Source organism: Arsenicicoccus sp. UBA7492 (assembly GCF_002479615.1).
GTDB classification, from domain to species: domain Bacteria; phylum Actinomycetota; class Actinomycetes; order Actinomycetales; family Dermatophilaceae; genus Arsenicicoccus; species Arsenicicoccus bolidensis.
On the sequence record NZ_DLOE01000043.1, the window covers coordinates 132911 to 152762 of the forward strand.

The following is a 19852-nucleotide window of genomic DNA, read 5'->3' on the forward strand; positions in this document are numbered from 1 at the left end:
ACGGGAGATGGTCGCCGAGACGGAGGACGCACGCCGAGACGGCGGGTGGAGGACGGGCGGAGGACGGGCGGAGTGAGGCAGCGGCCGCGACCGACCGACCGGGCCGGGTCAGGGGTGGGTGAGCTGCTGGAGCAGGTGCCCGAGCCCCTCGCGGGCGCGACCGGGCATGCGACCTGACGTGCGGACGACCGAGGCGCGGGTGCTCGTGACGGGCCAGCCCGCGGCGGCCAGGGCGGCCAGCAGCGCGGTCTCCTCGCCGTGCGCGACGGCCGGGAAGCCGCCGACCGCGAGATAGGCGTCGAGGCGGATGGCGAGGTTCGCGGCATACGCGTGCTCGTGGGTGTCGGGGCCGGTGATGCCGGACCGGACGATGCTGTCGTAGGCCGCCCGCGCCTCGGGCGTCGCCGTCCAGTCGGTCAGCTCGACCATGCCGGCGACCGCCACCGCCGAGCGGGAGACGGCGACGTCGAGGAGGGACCTGACCCAGCCGGCAGGCACGACGGAGTCGGCGTCGGTGCTGAGCAGCCAGGTGCTGCCCGGGGCGAGGGGCCAGCGCTCCAGCGCGGCGCGGACGCCACGGTCGCGGACCTCGCCGACCGTGACGGACGTGGCGTCCTCGACCACGAGGCCGGACAGGGGGCCGTCCGGCCGCAGCGCGACGCGAGCCACGGCCGCCGTGCCGTCGGTGCAGCGGTGGGCGTTGACGACCACCCGCGACGGTCCGGGCCACCCGGCCAGCGCCCGACCGACGGAGGACAGGGCCGCGGGCAGCCGCCGTGCCTCGTCGTGGGCGGGGAGGACGACGAGCAGGGCGGGAGGGGCGGCCAGGTCAGCGGACGAGCCCACCGAGGTAGCCCTGGTCGGCGTCGCGGTTCTGCTGCGCGACGTAGAGGTCGAGGTCCGCCAGCGCCTGCGCCAGGTCGCCGTCGAAGGCCATCCCCGCGGGGCCGGCGAGGACGCGGCACTCCTCGAGCACCGCGCGGGAGGCGGCGGCCACGCCGGCCCGCACCTCGGTCGACAGCTCCTGGCCACGTCCGCCGGCTCCGCGCGCCGGGGATGCCTCGGAGGACGACGCCGAGGACGACGTCGAGGACGACCCGAGGTCTGGCTCCGACGACGCCAGCACTCGACCCGCCGTGTCGAGCAGCGCTGCGGCACAGGCGAGCTCGGTTCGGATGCGGCCCCAGCGCGCGGTCACTGCCGGGGCAGGCGGGGCACCCGCCGTCGCGCGCGCCGTGAGGTCTGCGACGCGTGCCGCGCCACCGGCCCAGACCGCGGCCACGCCGACCCCGCCGGGGAAGAAGCCGGGACGCCCGAGGTAGAAGCCCTCGTCGCCGACCTGCGCGTCCGTGGTCGCCCCGACGCCCTCGACGGGGACGGTCAGGGAGCGGGAGTCGATCATCGCGGGCGTCCGCCACGAGTCCTCGTCGCCCTGCCACGTGCTCACGTCGAGGTCGAGCAGGACGGATCGCTCCTCGTCGAGCCACACCGGCAGCAGGGCGCGCTCGATGAGGCCCACGCCCGACGCGAACCGCAGCGTCCCGTCGAGCACCCAGCCACCGTCCACCGGCGTCGCTCGGACGCCGGTGGCGTGCGAGCGAGAGGCCCAGACGCCGTATGTCGCACCACCGTGAGGCTCTCGTCCCGCCTGCGCGAGGATCCGCACGGCGTCGACGTGCCCCTCGGTGAGGCGGCCCAGGGGGATCGAGGTGCGGCCCACCGCCAGCAGCGCGCGCAGCAGCGCCGGCCAGTCGAGGCAGGCCCAGTCGTGCGAGGCGACGAGGGCGGGCAGCGTCGCGTCGGGCAGCGCGGCGGGGAACGGCGCCAGCGTGCTGAGCGGCTCGTCGGCGGTGGTCACGTGGTCTCCTCGGTGGGGGTGGGCCGGCCGATCCAGTGCCCGGCGACGAAGTCGGTGTCCTCGTGCCGCACCGCGCGCTCCCACCCGGCCGCGGTGAGGCGGGCGTCGAGCTCGGCGGTGACGTCCGCCCCGGACAGGTGGGCGTCGTGCGGGTGGTGCCGCCAGTGGACGGCGACCACCTCAGCTGCGTGATCGGGTGTGTCGCAACCGGACTCGCTCTCGGCAGCGACCAGCATGGCGTCGTAGGTCGCCTGCCGGGAGGCCTCGTCGAGGTAGTACAGGACCTCCGACGCGACGACCAGGTCGCAGGACCCGGCCGGCACGGCACGAGCAGGGAGCGCGCTGACCGAGACGTCGGCGTCCTTGTCGCGCAACAGGTCTCGGGTCAGCTCGACGGCGGTGGGGGCCGCGTCGGTGGCGGTGACTCGGGCGCACCGGGCGGTGAGGGCGAGCGCGAGATCGCCTGTGCCGCAGGCGAGGTCCCAGGCGTGGGCATAGCGCTCGCGGGTGAGCGAGGCGACTACGACCTGGATCTTGCGGCGTTCGTACCAGCTGGCGCGGACGCCGAAGGGGTCCGGGTCCTCGCGGTAGCGATCCTCGAAATCCGTTGCGCCAGAGAGATGCCCGGTCACGATGAGGCCTCCTGGGCGCCGTCGACCCGTCGCCAGGCGCTGCCGTCGTAGGTCGCGAGCCCTCGCTCGGCGAAGGCCCGCAGCCAGCCCTCCATGGGCCACTCGCCCCAGCGCCGGTGGTAGGTCGCGGCGTTGCGCAGGATGTCGTCGAGGTGCTCGACGGGCGGGCTCGAGACCGGGTGGTGCTGGTGATAGGCGTGGGCGCCCCCGACCCACACCAGGTCGACGCCCTCGCGCCGCGCGACCATGCCGAGGTCGGTGTCCTCGCCGCCGTAGCCGTCGTAGTCGGTGCAGAACCCGCCGAGCCGGCGCCACGTGGCGGGGGTGCAGGCGAACGACAGCGACCAGAACAGCCGGTGGTCGCCGCCCCGCACCAGCTCGCCGTCGCCCGGGGCCGGCCGGGCCGCGTGCGGGGAGGTCCAGCGGTCCAGCTGGTCGGGGGCGGGGGAGCCTGCCTCGGCGGGCAGGTAGGTCACCGGTCCGCACAGGAGCGCGTCCCCGAGCCTGCTTGCGGCGGAGGCATATCCGTCCACCAGGTCACGGCCGGGCAGGCAGTCCACGTCGAGCAGCACGACGAGCTCGGCGCCGAGGTCGAGGGCCCGCTGGACACCTGTGTTGCGGGCCCGCGCGAGCGGCAGGTGCCCGGGCGGTGCCGGCACCTCGACGACGTGCACGCCGGCCGCCTCGCCCACCACGTCGGCGATCTGCGGGTCGCCCATGGCGACGACGACGTGCTCGGGCGGGGTCGGGAGGGCCGCGAGGTGGGCGCGCTGCGCGGCCAGGTGCGTATGACGCCCCGCGGCGATCGTCACGACGACCACCCTCATGGCGCGACCGCCCTCATCGCGCGACCACCCCGTCGGCGGCGGCCTGGATGGCCTGGGCGGCCCGGGCGGCGGCGCCGTCGGTGCGCCAGCGCTCCCACGCGGGGTCCAGGGCCATCGCCTCGTCGAGGACGGCGGCCCAGTCGGTCGGCCACGTGTCGCGTACGACGGCGAGGCCGTGCTGCGCGAGCACGCCTGCGGTGGCTCGCTGATCGTCGAACGGCCGGTCCTCGGCGATGACGACGGCCCGGCAGCCCGCGACGGCGACGTCGGCGACGGAGTTCTGCCCGGCGGCGATCACCGCCACGTCCGTCGACACGAGCAGGGGCAGGACGTCGGCGTGCCACTCGCCGAGGGGACCCGCGACCGTCCACTGCCAGCCGGGGGTCGCCGCACGTGCCGCGTCCAGGTCGGCGGGGCCGAGGCGGCTGCCACCCGCGCCGCCGAGCAGGAGCACCCGCCGTGGGCCATCATGACGGGGCGCCGTGGCCGCCGTGGTTGCCGGGGAGGCAGTGGCAGTGGGAGGGGCCGGGAGAGGGCGGCCCGCGTGGCGGGAGATGCCCCCGGCATACGTGACCTTGTCGGCGCGTCGTCGCAGGTAGCCGGGCTGGTAGAGCTCGCCGGGCCACGGCGCGACGATCGCCCGGGCCAGGTCGTGGCCGAGCTCGTGCGGGGCGTCGTCGCGGTCGCCGGGCATGGCCATCACGACGACCGGGATCCCGAGCGTCCGCACGAGCACCGTGACCTCCACCGACACGTCCACGACGACGAGCCGCGGGCGCACGCGCGTCACCCACGAGGCGATCGCGGCCAGGCGCTCGGTGTGGCCGAGGTTGTCGACCGGGGCGTAGTGCAGCCGACCGCCGGGGCTCGCGTCGGTGCGGCCCTCGACGTCGTCCCGCGGCAGCTCGAGCCAGTCGGCCGCCCAGTCCTCCCGGGGCAGCGTGGACAGCACGGTGACGTCCTCGTCCAGGTGTGCGGTGATGGCCCGAGCCCGGTGCAGGTGACCGCGGCCCTGGTGATGGACGTACCAGCCGATCATGCGCCGACCTGCAGCCGGCGCACGACGTCCCGGGCCGACCGCCGGTCGCCCGGGCGGGGAGCGTCGCCGCGGGCCAGCTCGCGATAGACGTCGAGGTAGTCGGCGACCATCCGCTCGACCGACAGGGACGAGCGCGCGTGCTCCCGCACGGTGTGCCGGTCCAGCGCGACGACCCGGGGGAGGGCCGCGGCGAGGGCCTCGACGTCCTCGGGGTCCACCAGCGAGCCGCACTCCGGCGTGGCGACGACCTCGGGGATCCCCCCTCGGCGGAACGCCGCAACAGGCGTGCCGCAGGCCAGGGACTCGGCCACCACGAGACCGAACGGCTCGTCCCAGCACGGCGTCACGAGCGCCGCGGCGCTGGACCCGACGAGGGCGGCGAGGTCGTTGTGGGCCAGGTGCCCGACGTACTGCACGTCCGGGCCGAGGCGTGGCGCGATCTCGCGGGCGAAGTACTCACGGTCGCTGAGCGGGCCCGCGACCCGGAGCGGCATGCCGGCCAGGCGGGCTGCGTCGATCGCGAGGTGCGGGCACTTCTCGGGCACGAGCCGGCCGGACCACACCAGCCAGTCGCCGCCCTCACCGAGCGGCCACTCGTCGAGGTCGACGCCGTTGTGCACGACCCTCGGCCGCTCGGGCAGGACCGACCACGCGTCCGCGGTGAAGCCGCTGACGGCGGCGAACCGGCTGCCGTGCTGCGGGTCGGCGAGCATGACGGCCGACTCGAGCCACGGGGTCGGCGGGGTGTGCAGGGTCGTCAGGATGGGCGTCGGCAGGGCACCCGCCATGGCCACCGGCAGGTGGTGCAGCGAGTGGTTGTGCACCACGTCGACGTCGCCGTAGCGACCCTCGGCGAGCGCGAGCATGACGCCGAGGTAGGCGTGGTGCTCGGCCATGAACTCGGGTGCGGGCATCGAGACGTCACGCGCCGCCGCGGGGGAGGCACGCCACGGTCGCCGGGGGAAGGCCAGGCCCGGCTCGACGCCGTCCGACCCCTCGGCCGCCGCGAGGATCACCTCGTGGCCCAGGTCTCGCAGCCGTCGCACCAGGTGCCACACGTGCGCCTCGAGCCCGCCCGCGAACGGCTCGCGGATGCGGTGGCGGTGCGGGGCGATGACGACGACGCGGAGGCGGGGCTTCACCAGCTGCCCGCGACGACGCGGGTGGCCCCGACGGGGACCCTCGTGGACCCGACCGGGTCCCGCCAGCGGCTCGGACTCCCTGGACCGGGGGATCCGTCGACCACGTCGGGGGGCGAGGTGCCGGCCGTGACCCGCGTGGACCCGGCGCAGGGGTTGTGCAGGGCGGAGGTGAGGGACCTCAGGCCCTCCCGCAGGGAGTGACCGAGGGAGTCGCCGAGGCGCTCCCCGAGCGCGGCGGCCGGACGATCGACCTGCTCGACGCGGCCGACCTGCTCGACGGTCGCGGCGCCAGGCGCCGCACCTGCACCGAGCACCCGGTCGTAGACCTCCTCGTGCACCCGCCGCGCGTGCTCGTCGGCCGACGACCGGCGGGCCAGCCGCTCGGCGGCGTCGCCCCAGGGCACCTGCCACGGCTCACCCCCGGCGCGCGTGCGGTCCGCGACGAGGTGCTGCAGCGCCGTCCCGACCGCCTCGGGCTCGTCGAACTCCGCGTGGAAGCCCACGTCGTCGTGCTGCTCGGCGTAGTGCCCCACCGCGGGCGACAGGCACGAGGCGCCGAGGTCCCAGCACAGCTCCAGCCAGCCGGAGTGCGTGCCGTGGGCATAGGGCAGGACGACCACGTCGGTCCCGGCGATCCACGCGGCCAGGGCGTCGTCGTCCAGCCGCGGGCGCACCCGCAGGTCGACGCACGCCACGGCCGAGGCCAGGCCCTCGACGGCGGCGAGGACGTCCAGCCGGCGGGCGTCGTCGCTGCGCAGCACCTCGTCGTTGACCGTGACGACCAGCGTGCCGCCGAGCTCCCCGACCGTCGCGGCCAGGGGTGCGAGCCAGGAGGTGGGGTCGACGTTGGCGCGGACGGCCCCGAGCGGCACACCCACCCGCAGCCCGCGCTGGCGGTTGCAGCGTGACGTGTCGGAGCGACGGACCCAGGCGTCGTCGGCGATCTGGGGGTGGGGCAGCACGACCGCCTCGCGGCCCCACCGCTCGCGGATCACGGCGGCCACGCCCGGCGTCAGCGTGATGACCTCGGCGGCGGCCGGGACGAGCACCCCGAGCGCGTCGAGGTGGGCCTGCTGGTCGGTCAGGTGCGGGTTGGCGAGGTCGTGCACGGTCGCGACGAGCGGGATGCCGGCCCGCCGGAGCTCCTGCACCCACAGCGTCAGCTGGGCGGTCGTGGAGGACTCGAACCCGAAGTGCACGTGCACCACGTCCACCTCGTCGGCGTGCGCGACCAGCCACACGGGGTCGAGCACCATCGGGGGCCACCACACGCCGTCGCCGGCCGTCCGGCCAGGGGGTGGCGGGTCCTCGAGACGCACCGCTCGGTCGCCGCCCGCGCCGTCCGTGCCGATGGCACGGGGCAGCAGGCGGTCGACATACGGGTGTGCGCTGGGGACGCTCGCGACACGGATCACAGGACGCACCTCGGCCTTCGTCGATCACGCGGTCGGGGCCCACGGTCTCAAGGCTCCACTCACTGGCTTACCTGCGTACGGTTACCCCATGACCAGCGCTTCCATTCGTCCGCGCGTGGACGACAGCGACGGCCGGGTGCGGCACTACGGCGCGTTCTACGGGGTCGACGCCCTGCCCGAGGGGGACGGCCCGCTGGTGGTCGTCCTGGGCAACTGCCAGGCCGAGGCCGTGCGCGTCCTGCTCGACGGATCACCGTCCCGCGGCGTCCGGTCCGTGCGCGTCCCGCCCGTCTTCGAGATGACCGAGGACGACGTGGTGCACCTGGGTCTGCTGCTGGAGCGCACCGACGTGCTCGTGGGGCAGCCGATCAAGGACGACTACCGCGGTATGCCGCTCGGCACCGCCCAGGTCGCGCAGGCGCTGGCACCCGGGGCGCAGGTCGTGCGGATCCCCGTCAGCTTCTACGCCGGGCTCTATCCCTGGCAGGTGCTCGTCCGCACGCCCGAGAGCGGTGACCCGCCCGGCGTTCCGTACCACGACCTGAGGACCGTCCTCGAGGCCGCCGACGGCACGCGGCCACCGGACCGGCTGGACGCCGACGGCATCCGCGAGATCTCTCGCGCGTCCGTCGCGGAGCTGCGCCGCCGCGAGGACGCCGCCGGCACCGTGCGGGTGTCGGACGTGCTGCTCGAGGCCGGCGCCGACGCCTGCCACGTCGTCAACCACCCCGGCAACACCCTGCTCGTGGCCCTCGCCCGGCGGGTGCAGGAGCAGCTGGGCCTCCCCGTGGACGCGCAGGACCCCGGCCGGACCCTGCTGTCCGAGCTCTTCGCGCCGCTGGACCCCCGCGTGGTCGACGCCCTCGACCTGGACGCCGAGCCCCGCACCGGCTGGACCAGGCGCGGCGAGCACGTGCCCGACGACGAGGTCCGCGAGGTCCAGCTGGCCTGGCTGGCCGACCACCCCGACATCGTCCGCCTCACCCTCGAGCGCCACGCCGGCACCGCGCGGCTGCTGGGCCTGAGGTGACTCGGCCCGTCCCTGTGTCTCCGGTGTCTCGCGCGTCTCGCGTGTCTCTGATCCACCTCGTCGTCGGGCCGCCCGAGCACGGCGTGACGCGCTGCGCCCTCGAGCTGCACGGCACGGTCTCCCTGCGCGACCAGCCGGTCGTGCGCGTCCTCGACGGGGTGACGGCAGACCTCGCCGCCGCCCTCGTCGAGGCCGGCCACGGCCCGGGCACCCCGGTCCACGTGCACGTCACCGACCGCCTGCTGGGCCGGTCCGCGCCCGAGGCGGCTGCTCGGCTCGTGCCCGTCGCCGAGCGGTGGCCGTTGACCGTCACCCTGCACGACGTGCCGCAACCCTCGGACGGACCGGGGGCCCACGAGCGCCGGGCCGGGGCGTATGCCGATATCGTCGCCGCCTCCCGGGGCGTCGTCGTGAGCAGCCACCACGAGTCGGCGCTGCTGGACGACGCCCTGCGCCTCGCCGGTCGGCCGGGGCTCGTGACGGCGCGGCCGCGGGTCGTCATACCGCTCCCCATCGACCCGCCGGCCGAACCTCTCCCGCCAGCCGCCCCGACACCCGCCCCGACACCCGGGCCCTCGGACGCGGGCCCGATCGCCCCCGGCCGTCGCGAGGTCGGCGTCCTCGGCTTCCTCTATCCCGGCAAGGGCCACGAGGAGGCGCTCGAGGCGCTCGCCGCCCAGCCCGCCGACGTGGGCCTGGTCTGCCTGGGGCGGCCGTCCCCGGGCCACGAGGACCTGGTGGACGCTCTGCAGACGCGGGCCGCGGAGCTCGGGCGCGACTGCCGCATCACGGGATTCGTGCCCGACGAGGATCTGGTCGAGGCGCTGCGGGCGGTCGCGGTCCCCGTCGCGCCGCACCGCCACCTGTCGGCCTCGGGGTCGATCAACACCTGGCTCACGGCAGGCCGTCGCCCCCTCGTGCCGCGGTCGCGCTACGTCGAGGAGCTGGAGGCGCGCTGTCCCGGCGCCCTGCTCGTCTACGACGACCTCCACGTCGCCGTCGGACAGGCGCTGGAGGACCCCACGCTCACCTGGTTGGGACCCGAGGTCGTGCTCGGGCCCGATCGCGACGAGGCTGCTCGGTCGTACTCCGACACGTTCGCCGACTGGGCGACGCGTCCCGAGATCAGCGTGGTCGTGCCCTACTACGACGACCAGCGCGGGCTCGACCTGCTGCTCGCCGCCCTCGCCCGCCAGACGCTCCCCACCGGGTCGTTCGAGGTGGTCGTGGCCGACGACGGGTCGCCCCAGCCGCCGGTGCTGACCGACCAGCCGTATGCCGTGCGCCTCGTGCGTCAGCCCGACGCGGGGTTCCGGGCCTCGGCGGCCCGGCACCTCGGGGCCACCGGCTCGACCGGGCGAATCCTCGCCTTCCTCGACGGCGACACGCTCCCGACCCCGGACTACCTCGCCCGGCTGGTCGGCGCGGTGCGGTCAGGGGAGGGGCCGTGCGGGACGCTGGCGGTGGGACGGCGTCGGCACACCGACCTGTCGGGGCTGTCGCCTGCCGACGTGGTCGACCGGCTCGGCGCCGGCGCTGTCGGCCGCGGCGCATCCGTGCAGCCCGGGCTGCCGGCGCTGCCGGAGCCGGCGTGGCTCCGCGAGGCCTACGCCGCCAGCGACGACCTGCGCGACGCGGACGACCGGTCCTACCGCTTCGTCATCAGCGCCGTGATGGCCCTGCCGCGCGAGCTCTACGACGCCGCAGGGGGGTTCGACCCGTCGTTCGTGGGCTACGGCGGCGAGGACTGGGACCTCGCGCACCGCTGCTGGCTGGCCGGCGCGGACCTGCGGCACGTCCCCGACGCCGTGGCGTGGCACGACGGACCGGACTTCGCGGGGCGCGACGACGAGGACCGCCGCCGCACCAAGGACCTCGAGACCCTGCGCCTCGCCCGGGTCCTCACCGACCCGCTGGCCCGCGACCCACGCCTGGTCTGGCACTGTCCCCGCGTCGTGGTGCGCCTGCAGGTGGGTGACGCGGGCCCTGCGGCCGTGGCCACGTGCGTGGCGTCGCTCCTGGACGGCACGGACGCCGGCGTGTGGCTCGTGGACGCCGACCTGGATGGGGACTCGAACACTCCATCAGGCGGCGACCAGACCCTGATCACCGATCCGCGCGTCCACCGCGGCGAGCCGTCCCGCGAGGTGCTCCAGCGCTGCCGCGAGCAGGTCGACGTGCTCGTCCCCGTGGAGCTGGACGGCACCCTCACCGAGCTCGTCGACCGGGGGCCGGTCCGCACCGAGCTCGTCGTCGTCCGCCGTACCCGGGACCTCGCCCGCCACCGCGCGCGTCCCCGCTCGCAGACCGGCGCCGGCGGCGATGACGGCATCCCTGCGATGTCGTCGGCCGCGGTCGGCATACGGCCGGTCACCGACCCACCGCCCCTGGAAGCCGCGTGGGGCGGCTGGGCCTGAGCCCAGCCGCCCCACGGACGGTGCCTGTCGCGTCAGCCGCGGCCGGCGGTCACGTCGACAGCGTCGGTCACTTCGACACGGTCGGGTAGCGGTCCCAGACGCGGTGCAGCGTCAGGAGCTCGGCCACCTGGTCGATGATCGCGGCGCCGTCGGCCACCACGACCCCCTTGGCGTCGGCGGGCAGACCCGCCGAGGTGATCGCCTCCGCGGAGACCGCGCCGATCGCCTTGCAGTGGCGGAAGGCCTCGCCGAGCATCAGCGCGATGCGCGGGTCGGTCTGGGTGCCCAGGGCGGCCTGGTCGCCGTTGCGGGCGTCGTACGACGGCACGGCGTCCGGCGCCGGGGCGATCTGCCCGGCCAGGACGATGGCGTCGAACTCCACCGACCGGGCGGTGGCAAAGGTCTTGTCGACCTCGACCGACCCGACCTGGCCGCCGTGCGGGCCGACGACGAAGGGCACCATCGAGGCCTTCTCCACGGCCTTGACCAGGGCCGTGACCGTGGCGTCGTCGCTCTGCTCGTCGCACACGATCCCGACCTTGCGCCCGTCGACGGGGAACGGCTTGCCGACCTGGGACAGGGCGGGGCTGGGCTCCACGTCGGCGACCTTCTCCGTGGCCTCGGGCGCCGGCAGGCCGAGGCCCTTGGCGACCGCGGCGCACAGGTCGGCGTCGATGTTGGCCAGGCACTGCAGCTGGCGCTCCCGGACGACCGGCACCGTGCACTTGCCGAGCTCGAAGGTGTAGGCCGAGACGATGTGGTCCTTCTCGACCGGCGTCATCGAGCGGTAGAACATCCGGGCCTGGGAGTAGTGGTCCGCGAACGACGCCGGGACCGCCCGGACCGTCTGCGAGGCCGCGACGACGGCGGGGTGGTCCACGAAGCCGCCCTGCTCGGCGGGCGCGGGGAAGGGATTGCCCGCGCCGAGGGAGTTGGGGCGGTAGGGCGCGACGCCCGCGTGGACGGCGTGCTGGTGGAATCCGTCCCGCTGGTTGTCGTTGACATCGACGTGCGGGCGGTTGATCGGCAGCTGCTGGAAGTTCGGGCCGCCGAGGCGCGTGATCTGCGTGTCCACGTAGGAGAACAGGCGGGCCTGCAGGAGGGCGTCGTTGACGACGTCGATGCCCGGCACCAGGTGGCCGGGGTTGAACATGACCTGCTCGACCTCGGCGAAGAAGTTCGTCGGGTTGGCGTCCAGGGTCAGCAGGCCGACCGGCTGCACGGGGGCGAGCTCCTCGGGGACCAGCTTGGTGGGGTCGAGCAGGTCGATGCCGGAGAACATCTGGTCCTCGGTGTCGTCGAAGACCTGGACGCCCAGCTCCCACTGCGGGAGGTGACCGCCCTCGATGGCGTCGTACAGGTCGCGGCGCTGGAAGTCGGGGTCGCCGCCCATGATGAGCTGCGCCTCCTCCCAGAGGGTGGAGTGGACGCCGGCCTTGGGCTTCCAGTGCCACTTGACCAACTTGGTCGCGCCCGCCTCGTCGATGACGCGGAAGGTGTGGACGCCGAAGCCCTCCATCGTGCGCAGGGACAGCGGCAGCCCCCGGTCGGACATGTTCCACAGCGTGTGGTGCTGGGCCTCGGTGTGCAGCGACACGAAGTCCCAGAAGGTGTCGTGGGCGCTCGCGGCCTGCGGGATCTCACGGTCCGGCTCGGGCTTGGCCGCGTGGACGATGTCGGGGAACTTGATGCCGTCCTGGATGAAGAAGACGGGGATGTTGTTGCCGACGAGGTCGAAGTTGCCCTCGGAGGTGTAGAACTTCACGGCGAAGCCGCGGGTGTCGCGCGGGGTGTCCGCAGAGCCCCGCGAGCCGAGGACCGTGGAGAAGCGCAGGAAGACCGGCGTCTCGACGCCCTTCTTGAGGAAGGCCGCGCGGGTGATGCTCTCGGCGGAGCCGTAGGCCGTGAAGGTGCCGTGCGCGCCGGTGCCGCGGGCGTGGACCACACGCTCCGGGATGCGCTCGTGGTCGAAGTGCGTGATCTTCTCCCGCAGGTGGTGGTCCTGCAGGAGCGTCGGGCCCCGGTCGCCGGCGCGCAGCGAGTGGTCCGTGTCGGGGACCCGCCGACCCACGGCGGTGGTCAGGTAGTCGCCCTGCTGGGCGCGGGCGTTGGGGTCCTTGCTGGCCTCGGCGCCGGTGGCCGTCCGCATCTCGGGGGCGCGCGTGTCGGGCGTGGGGGGCAGCGGGCCGCGGGGGTCCGTGGGCTCCTCCAGGGGCGGCGTGTAAGAAGTGTCGTGCGACATCGGTCCTCCTTGACGGTCGCCTCCGGGGGACGGGGCGACGTGGTGTGACATGCCTGGCCGGGGGGTGCACGCGTCTTGGCGCCCGGCTCCGTGCTCTCGTACCCGTCGGGGGGCGGGGCTATCCCCGCAGGGCTGTCTGCGGCGGGTCGCCGGTGACAACGGTCCCACGGGTTTGCAGCCGATCCGCCGCGGGTACGTCACCGGGGAGGGCCCCGGCACACCGTCGCTCGGCCCGTAAGCGGAAGGACCACCATCGTGAAGGCATTGACCTGGCAGGGCGTCGAGAAGGTCGCGGTCGAGGAGGTGCCCGACCCCCGGATCGAGCAGCCCACCGACGCCATTGTCCGCGTCACGTCCACCGCCATCTGCGGCTCGGACCTGCACCTCTACCGCGTGCTGGCGCCCTTCCTCCAGCGCGGTGACGTGCTCGGGCACGAGTTCATGGGGATCGTCGAGGAGGTCGGCTCCCAGGCTGGCTCGCTCAGGGTGGGCGACCGGGTCGTCGTGCCGTTCAACATCTCCTGCGGCCACTGCTTCATGTGCTCGATCGGCAAGCAGTCCCAGTGCGAGACCACCCAGGTCAAGGACCAGGACAAGGGAGCGGCGCTGTTCGGCTTCACGAGCATGTATGGCGCCGTCCCCGGCGGCCAGGCGGAGTACGTCCGGGTCCCGCAGGCCCAGTACGGCCCGGTCGTCGTGCCCGAGGAGGGCAGCGACGAGCGCTACCTCTACCTGTCCGACATCCTTCCCACGGCGTGGCAGGCCGCGAAGTACGCCGACATCGAGCCGGGCTCGACCGTCGCGGTCTACGGCCTCGGCCCGGTCGGCCAGCTCGCCACCCGCAGCGCCCTGCAGCTCGGCGCCGGCCGCGTGATCGGCGTCGACCGGGTGGACGAGCGGCTGGCGATGGCGCGCGGCTTCGGCGTCGAGACCGTCGACATGCGCGAGGTGGACGACCCCGCCGAGGCCATCCGCGAGATGACCGGCGGCCGGGGCGCCGACTCGGTCATCGAGGCCGTCGGCATGGAGGCGCACGGCTCCCCGGCCGGCAAGACCGCCTTCGACGTCGTGCCGCGGCTGCCCAAGGCGCTGGCCAAGCCGATGATCGAGACGGTGGGCTTCGACCAGCTCGCGGCGCTGCACGGCAGCTTCGAGGCGGTGCGGCGGGGCGGCACGGTCTCGGTCGTCGGGGTGTATGGCGGGGCGGCCGACCCCATGCCGATGTTGACGATGTTTGACAAGAACCTCACGATCCGGATGGGCCAGTGCAACGTCCGCCGGTGGACCGACGAGCTGCTCGAGCTCGTCCGTCAGGACGGGGACGTGTTCGGCACCGAGACGCTCGCGACCCACCGACTGTCGCTGGACGAGGCGCCCGGCGCCTACGAGACCTTCCAGAAGAAGCAGGACGGCTGCATCAAGGTGGTCCTCAAGCCCGGCGCCTGAGGGCTGACCCGGACGCACGCCGAGGCGGTGCTGACGACCCCCAAGTCCGTCAGCACCGCCTCGCGGTGCGTGTGAGCCTCCCCCTCGTCCGCTCACACACCTTGCAGACGTAGCGTCGGTCGTAGAGGTTGCCCAAAGCCAGGGGCTTTCTCGCTCATTCCCCCAGGTGGCCTACCTGCACGCGCGAGGCGTTATCCAAGCGTGACAGCGTGGGGGAGGCGGAGGTTCCGGCATACGGGATGGTGGTCCGCCTGACGAGAGGCGCGCGCCATGGTGAGCCCATGACCACCGCGCTGCCCGTCGTCTCCGCCGCCGCCGTCGAGGCAGCGGCCGCACGGCTCGCGGGCGTCGTCCGGACCACGGAGCTGCAGCGCAACGAGCGGCTGAGCGACCGCACCGGCGCGGAAGTCTGGCTCAAGCGCGAGGACCTGCAGCCCGTGCGGTCCTACAAGCTGCGCGGGGCCTACAACCTCGTGTCGCAGCTCGACGCCGCGCAGCGGGCCGCCGGGGTCATCTGCGCGAGCGCCGGCAACCACGGTCAGGGCGTCGCCTTCGCGTGCCGCCGGCTCGGCATCCGGGCCAGGATCTTCGTCCCCAGCACCACGCCCCGGCAGAAGCGCGACCGGATGCTCGCCCTCGGCGGCGACGCGGTCGAGCTGGTCGTCACGGGCGACACCTACGACGAGGCGGCGGGTGCGGCGGCGGTCGAGGCCACGGTCACGGGGGCGACCCTGGTGCCGGCGTTCGACGACCCGCGGACCCTCGTCGGCCAGGGCACCGTCGTGCCCGAGATCGTCGCGCAGCTGGGGCACGCCCCCGACGTGCTGGTCGTGCCGGTGGGTGGCGGCGGCATGCTCGCGGGCTGCCTGACCTGGGTCGCCGAGCACGCGCCGTCGACGCGCGTCGTCGGCGTCGAGCCCTCCGGTGCCGCGTGCCTCGCCGCGGCCCTCTCGGCCGGCGAGCCGATCGCCCTGCCCGCCATCGACTCCTTCGTGGACGGCGCGGCCGTGCGCCGGGCGGGGGACGTCACCTATCCGATCGCGCGCGACGCCGTCGAGGCCGGCCGCGCCGAGCTCGTGCAGGTGCCCGAGGGCAAGATCTGCACCGAGATGCTCGACCTCTACCAGGTCGACGGGATCATCGCCGAGCCCGCCGGGGCGCTCGCGGCGGCGGCGCTCGGTGGGGGTGACCGCGAGGAGATCGTCCACGTGGAGCCGGGCTCGTCGGTGGTGGTGATCGTGTCGGGCGGCAACAACGACGTCTCGCGCTACAGCGAGATCGTGGAGCGCTCCCTGGTGTACGAGGGCCGCAAGCACTACTTCCTGGTGAACTTCCCGCAGGAGCCGGGCGCCCTGCGGCGTTTCCTCGACGAGGTGCTCGGGCCCGACGACGACATCGCGCTGTTCGAGTACGTCAAGCGCTCCAACCGCGAGATCGGTCCTGCGCTGGTGGGCATCGAGCTCGGGCGGCCGTCGGACCTCGGCGGGCTGCTGCAACGCTTGGAGGAGAGCCCGATCCGGGTGGAGCGCGTCGACCCCGACAGCCCCTTTTACCGCTTCCTCGTCTGACCCACCGGGGGTAGGGGCATCAGCCGGGCCTCGTTCGCCAGGCTGATGATCCCGCCGGGGGTAGGGGCATCGGCCGGGCTTCGTTCGCCAGGCTGATGATCCGGCCCCCGGTAGGTCTGCGCCGTCCGTCTGGGGGTGCGTCTCCCGTCTCGACCAGCGGCTCCGGTCTCCGGCTGCAGCTCGAGACGGGGAGCGCCGCCGGAGACGGAGTGCGGCCACGCAGACCGGGGCAGTCGCCGAGACGGGATCGTGGCGGACGTGCTCGTATGCCGGACCGCGCGCCCTCACGCCGACCACCGCCAGGCGGCGGGCGCTCCCGGCATACCGCTCGGCCCGGCATCGCCCTGGCGGCCAACCCTGCAGGCGGGCGCTACCCGAGAGAGGTCGCGAGCGCGTCGACGCGCTCGCGGAAGCCTTGCAGCGTCGCCACGCTCGCGTCGAACGCCGCCTGCTCCTCCTCGTCCAGGTCCAGCTCGACGACGTGCTTGGCGCCGCCGCGGCTCAGGATCGCGGGGACGCCGACGCAGACGTCCTCGTGGCCGTACTCGCCACGCAGGAGCGTGCTGACGGGCAGGGTGGACTTCTCGTTCTTGAGGATGGCGCGGGTGATGCGGGCCAGGGACATCCCGATGCCATAGCTGGTCGAGCCCTTGGCGTCGATGATCTGGTAGGCCGCGTCCCGGGTGCGCTGGAAGATCGCGTCGAGCTCGTCGCGAAGCCCCGGGTCGGCGGCGATCCGCTTGCTGATCGAGCGGCCGGCGACCGAGGCCGCGCTCCAGGCGGGGAGCTCGGAGTCGCCGTGCTCGCCGATGATCAGGGCGTGCACGTTGGACGTGCTCACCTCGAAGAACTCGCCGAGGTGGTAGCGCAGCCGCGCGGTGTCCAGCGTCGTGCCCGAGCCGATGACCTGCTCGGGCGGCAGGCCGCTGAACCGCCAGGTGGCATAGGTCAGCACGTCCACCGGGTTGGTCGCAACGAGATAGATCCCGTCGAAGCCGGACGCGGTCACGCGCTGCACGATCTCGCGAAAGATCCGCAGGTTGATGTCGGCGATGTCGAGCCGCGTCTCGCCGGGCTTCTGGGCGGCGCCGGCGCAGATCACGACCATCGCGGCGTCCTGGCAGTCGGCATAGCTGCCGAAGCTCACCTGCACCGGGCTCGGGGCCCAGGCCTCGCCGTGGTTGAGGTCGAGGACGTCGGCGCGCGACTTGGCTTCGTTGAGGTCGATGAGCACGAGCTCCTCGCAGATCCCCTGGTTGACCAGGGCATAGGCGTAGGCCATGCCGACGGCGCCCGTGCCGACGAGGACGATCTTGTTGGGGACGTACTTCATCGTGGGCTCCCAGGTCGAGGTCGGTGCGACCTCAGCCTAGGGCGGATGGTCCGTGGTCGCGCAGCCTGCTCGGATCCCCGCCACGCCCGGTGGTCGTGCCGTGCCGGCCGTATGCCGGGCGCTCGCGCGTGGGGGTCGCGCCCGTCCGATCTGGGACGATGGGTCCACGATGACGCTCACCGACCTGCTCCCGCCCCCTGCCGACCGCACCGCCGACGCCTACGACGCGGACGCGGTCTACTCGACCTTCGTCGACTGGACGCTGGAGCGGGGGATCGAGCTGTACCCCGCGCAGGACGAGGCACTGCTGGAGCTGGCGACGGGGGCCAACGTCATCCTGGCGACGCCGACGGGGTCGGGGAAGTCCATGGTGGCGCTGGGCGCTCACCTCATGGCCCTGGCCCAGGGCGTGCGCACCTACTACACAGCGCCGATCAAGGCCCTGGTGAGCGAGAAGTTCTTCGCCCTGTGCGACGCCTTCGGCGCCGAGAACGTCGGCATGATGACCGGTGACGCGGCGGTCAACTCGCACGCCCCGATCATCTGCTGCACGGCCGAGGTGCTCGCCAACATCGCTCTGCGCCAAGGGGATCGGGCCGACATCGGTCAGGTCGTGATGGACGAGTTCCACTTCTACAGCGAGCCAGAGCGCGGCTGGGCGTGGCAGGTGCCGCTGCTGACCCTGCCCCAGGCGCAGTTCCTGCTGATGAGCGCGACGCTCGGCGACACGTCCTTCTTCGAGGAGGACCTGGCCCGCCGCACGGGCCGCGACATCGCCGTCGTCTCGAGCGCCACGCGGCCGATCCCGTTGTCCTACAAGTGGGTCCTGACCCCGGTGCACGAGACGATCGAGGACCTGCTGCTGGCCAAGGAGGCGCCGGTCTACGTCGTGCACTTCACCCAGGCGGCGGCCCTCGAGCGGGCCCAGGCGCTCATGTCGGTCAACATGTGCACCAAGGAGGAGAAGCAGGCGATCGCTGCGGAGCTCAAGGGTTTTCGCTTCGCCAAGGGCTTCGGGGCGACGCTGCAGCGCCTCGTCCGCCATGGCATCGGCGTGCACCACGCCGGCATGCTCCCCAAGTACCGCCGCCTCGTCGAGACCCTGGCGCAGCAAGGACTCCTCAAGGTCATCTGCGGCACCGACACCCTGGGCGTCGGCATCAACGTCCCGATCCGGACGGTGCTCATGACCGGCCTGACCAAGTTCGACGGCACGCGTCAGCGGCCGCTCAAGGCGCGCGAGTTCCACCAGATCGCGGGGCGGGCCGGGCGAGCGGGCTACGACACGGCGGGCACCGTCGTCGTCCAGGCGCCGGACCACGTGATCGACAACCACCGCGCCCTGCTCAAGGCCGGCGACGACCCCAAGAAGCAGCGAAAGGTCCAGCGCAAGAAGGCTCCTGAGGGTCAGGTCAGCTGGACCGAGGACCAGTTCGAGCGCATCACCGCCGCCGAGCCGGAGGCGCTCCAGTCCCGCATGCAGGTCACGCACTCCATGCTGCTCAACGTGATCCAGCGTGAGGGCGACCCCTTCCCCGTCATACGGGACCTGCTGCGGGACAACCACGAGGACGACCGACGACGGGCTCGCCTGCAGCGCAGGGCGATCGAGATCTATCGCTCGCTGCGCGACGCGGGCGTCGTGGCCCAGCTCGACGAGCCCGACGAGACCGGTCGCCAGGTGGTGCTGACCGACGACCTGCAGCGCGGGTTCGCCCTCAACCAGCCGCTGTCGACCTTCGCGCTGGCGGCGTTCGAGCTGCTGGACCCCGAGAGCCCGACCTATGCGCTGGACGTTCTGTCGATCATCGAGGCCACCCTGGACGACCCCCGCGGCGTGCTCATGGCCCAGCAGTTCAAGGCGCGTGGCGAGGCCGTCGCCGAGATGAAGATGGACGGCATCGAGTACGACGAGCGCATGGAGCTGCTGGAGGAGGTCACCTGGCCCAAGCCGCTCGAGGAGCTGCTGCTGGCCGCCCTGGAGACCTATCGCCGCTCGCACCCGTGGATCAGCGAGGACGACCTGTCGCCCAAGACCGTCGTCCGCGATCTCTACGAACGCGCCATGACCTTCGGCGAGTTCGTCGCCTTCTACAACCTCGCCCGCGGCGAGGGCATGGTGCTGCGCTACCTCTCCGACGCCTACAAGGCGCTGCGCCAGACCGTCCCCGCGAGCTATCGCACGGTCGAGCTCGAGGACCTGATCGAGTGGCTCGGCGAGGTCGTGCGCCAGACCGACTCCTCGCTGCTGGAGGAGTGGGAGCAGCTCACGAGCGGCGAGGACGAGCCGCTGTCGCAGGCTGCCCTCGACGCCCTCTCGACGCCCTTGCCCGGTGGCGCTCGGCCCCTGTCCGCCAACGAGCGCGCGCTGCGAGTCATGGTGCGCACCGCCATGTTCCGCAAGGTCGAGCTCCTGGCGCTGCGCCGCTGGAACGACCTCGGCGAGCTCGACGCGGCGGCCTACGCCGTGGCCAAGCAGGCCCGCGCCGACGCCGACCTCGACCCCGTCGACGTCGAGCCCATGGACGCCGAGCTCTGGCAGGAGGCGATCGAGGACCTGTATGCCGAGTACGACGCGATCGGCACGGGGCCCGACGCCCGTGGTCCGGCCCTGCTGATGGTGACCAAGGAGCCGGGGCGCTGGCTCGTCGACCAGATCCTCGACGACCCCGAGGGCGACCACGACTGGCGGATCCAGGCCGAGGTCGACCTCGACGCGACCGACGAGACCGGCGAGCTGGTCCTGATCACCACCAACCTCGACAAGACCTGACCCGGCTGCGGGTGGGCGCCGGCGCCGGTGACGGTGACCCTGGACGGGGGCGGGCGCAACTTCGCCATACGGCCGGATCCTTGGGAGACTGGACCGGCCGCACCGGCGCGGATCCCCATCACCACACCAC

General features: G+C 73.6%; 14 protein-coding genes. 5 read left to right on the forward strand and 9 right to left on the reverse strand.

Annotation, left to right across the window (positions count from 1 at the left end):
- Positions 1-108: 108 nt before the first annotated feature.
- Genes B4E97_RS13090 through B4E97_RS13120 form a run of 7 tightly spaced genes read right to left on the reverse strand, consistent with a single transcriptional unit; the run spans position 109 to position 6913 of the window.
- The gene (locus B4E97_RS13090; RefSeq protein WP_286960152.1) at positions 109-846 is read right to left on the reverse strand and encodes a glycosyltransferase; all 738 of its coding nucleotides are present in this window, start codon (positions 844-846) and stop codon (positions 109-111) included.
- The gene (locus tag B4E97_RS13095) at positions 830-1858 is read right to left on the reverse strand and encodes a hypothetical protein (protein ID WP_286960153.1); all 1029 of its coding nucleotides are present in this window, start codon (positions 1856-1858) and stop codon (positions 830-832) included. The genes B4E97_RS13090 and B4E97_RS13095 overlap by 17 nt, the downstream gene beginning before the upstream one ends.
- Positions 1855-2490: a class I SAM-dependent methyltransferase gene (locus B4E97_RS13100; RefSeq protein WP_286960155.1), complete on the reverse strand. Its 636-nt coding sequence runs from the start codon at positions 2488-2490 to the stop codon at positions 1855-1857. The genes B4E97_RS13095 and B4E97_RS13100 overlap by 4 nt, the downstream gene beginning before the upstream one ends.
- Entirely contained in the window at positions 2487-3302 is an 816-nt protein-coding gene (locus B4E97_RS13105) for a glycosyltransferase family 2 protein (protein WP_286960156.1), read from the reverse strand. Before B4E97_RS13105 ends, B4E97_RS13100 begins: the two co-directional genes overlap by 4 nt.
- A 28-nt stretch (positions 3303-3330) precedes the next feature.
- Positions 3331-4356, reverse strand: a complete 1026-nt coding sequence (locus B4E97_RS13110; protein ID WP_286960157.1) for a hypothetical protein — start codon at positions 4354-4356, stop codon at positions 3331-3333.
- A complete protein-coding gene (locus B4E97_RS13115) occupies positions 4353-5498 on the reverse strand; it encodes a glycosyltransferase family 4 protein (RefSeq protein ID WP_286960158.1) in 1146 nt (381 codons plus the stop codon). The genes B4E97_RS13110 and B4E97_RS13115 overlap by 4 nt, the downstream gene beginning before the upstream one ends.
- The gene (locus tag B4E97_RS13120; RefSeq protein ID WP_286960159.1) at positions 5495-6913 is read right to left on the reverse strand and encodes a glycosyltransferase; all 1419 of its coding nucleotides are present in this window, start codon (positions 6911-6913) and stop codon (positions 5495-5497) included. The genes B4E97_RS13115 and B4E97_RS13120 overlap by 4 nt, the downstream gene beginning before the upstream one ends.
- Before the next feature lie 88 nt (positions 6914-7001).
- On the opposite strand from B4E97_RS13120, the gene B4E97_RS13125 reads away from it, so the two are divergent.
- Positions 7002-7943 carry a WcbI family polysaccharide biosynthesis putative acetyltransferase gene (locus tag B4E97_RS13125; RefSeq protein ID WP_239261365.1) on the forward strand — a complete coding sequence of 314 codons (942 nt, stop codon included), beginning with the start codon at positions 7002-7004 and terminating at the stop codon, positions 7941-7943.
- 41 nt (positions 7944-7984) lie between these two features.
- On the forward strand, positions 7985-10360 hold the full coding sequence (locus B4E97_RS13130) for a glycosyltransferase (protein WP_051274041.1): 2376 nt from the start codon (positions 7985-7987) through the stop codon (positions 10358-10360).
- 67 nt (positions 10361-10427) lie between these two features.
- On the opposite strand, the gene B4E97_RS13135 is transcribed toward B4E97_RS13130, so the two are convergent.
- Positions 10428-12602, reverse strand: a complete 2175-nt coding sequence (locus tag B4E97_RS13135) for a catalase (protein WP_019286931.1) — start codon at positions 12600-12602, stop codon at positions 10428-10430.
- A 255-nt stretch (positions 12603-12857) separates the two neighbouring features.
- Here B4E97_RS13135 and B4E97_RS13140 point away from each other — a divergent pair, with 255 nt between their 5' ends.
- Together B4E97_RS13140 and ilvA are read left to right on the forward strand one after the other, a co-directional pair.
- Positions 12858-14048, forward strand: a complete 1191-nt coding sequence (locus tag B4E97_RS13140) for a zinc-dependent alcohol dehydrogenase (RefSeq protein WP_029211060.1) — start codon at positions 12858-12860, stop codon at positions 14046-14048.
- A 281-nt stretch (positions 14049-14329) separates the two neighbouring features.
- Entirely contained in the window at positions 14330-15616 is a 1287-nt protein-coding gene (gene ilvA / locus B4E97_RS13145; protein ID WP_286960161.1) for a threonine ammonia-lyase IlvA, read from the forward strand.
- A gap of 370 nt (positions 15617-15986) precedes the next feature.
- On the opposite strand, the gene B4E97_RS13150 is transcribed toward ilvA, so the two are convergent.
- On the reverse strand, positions 15987-16949 hold the full coding sequence (locus B4E97_RS13150) for an L-lactate dehydrogenase (RefSeq protein WP_239261371.1): 963 nt from the start codon (positions 16947-16949) through the stop codon (positions 15987-15989).
- A 169-nt stretch (positions 16950-17118) separates the two neighbouring features.
- Between B4E97_RS13150 and B4E97_RS13155 the strand changes: the two genes are divergently transcribed.
- The gene (locus B4E97_RS13155) at positions 17119-19722 is read left to right on the forward strand and encodes a DEAD/DEAH box helicase (protein WP_286960162.1); all 2604 of its coding nucleotides are present in this window, start codon (positions 17119-17121) and stop codon (positions 19720-19722) included.
- The last annotated feature ends 130 nt before the right edge of the window (positions 19723-19852 follow it).